This is a genomic window from Vibrio sp. HI00D65 (assembly GCF_001635455.1).
In the GTDB taxonomy this organism is placed as follows: Bacteria; Pseudomonadota; Gammaproteobacteria; order Enterobacterales; family Vibrionaceae; genus Vibrio.
This window is the reverse complement of sequence record NZ_LWEH01000262.1, coordinates 1-419: the sequence shown is the minus strand read 5'-3', so window position 1 is coordinate 419 and position 419 is coordinate 1. Positions and strand designations below refer to the sequence as shown.

The 419-nt window shown below is 48.4% G+C and carries 2 pseudogenes; both read left to right on the top strand.

What is annotated here, in order from left to right:
- Window positions 1-169 (top strand): annotated as a pseudogene (gene hemC / locus A3712_RS18485) (hydroxymethylbilane synthase); the annotation flags it as partial.
- A 2-nt stretch (window positions 170-171) separates the two neighbouring features.
- Window positions 172-419, top strand: a pseudogene (locus A3712_RS18480) (uroporphyrinogen-III synthase); the annotation flags it as partial.

Genomic DNA, 419 nt, shown 5'->3' with positions numbered 1-419 from the left:
CATCTGGCTACGTGCATTGGTTGGTGAGCCAGACGGTTCTAAAATGATTCGTGGTGAGATATCTGGCCCTCGCGAAGAAGCAGAAGCGCTGGGTGTGACTCTGGCTAATCAACTGCTAGATGATGGTGCGAGAGAAATCCTAACCAAGCTATACGCAGACCAAGAATAATCATGACAGTGTTGGTAACTCGTCCCGGTGTAGAGGGACAATCGCTTTGCCAACAACTAGCGGATGAAGGGGTTCAAGCAATCCATCATCCGCTTATCCGTATCATCGACAATCCAGATTCGGCGAACTTAAGCGTCCAACTTAATAACAGCGATATCATCATCGCTGTCAGCCATCATGCCGTGACCGCGGCTCAAAATATTCTTTCTAAAACTTCGTCTGTTTGGCCCACTTCGCCGCTTTATCTTGG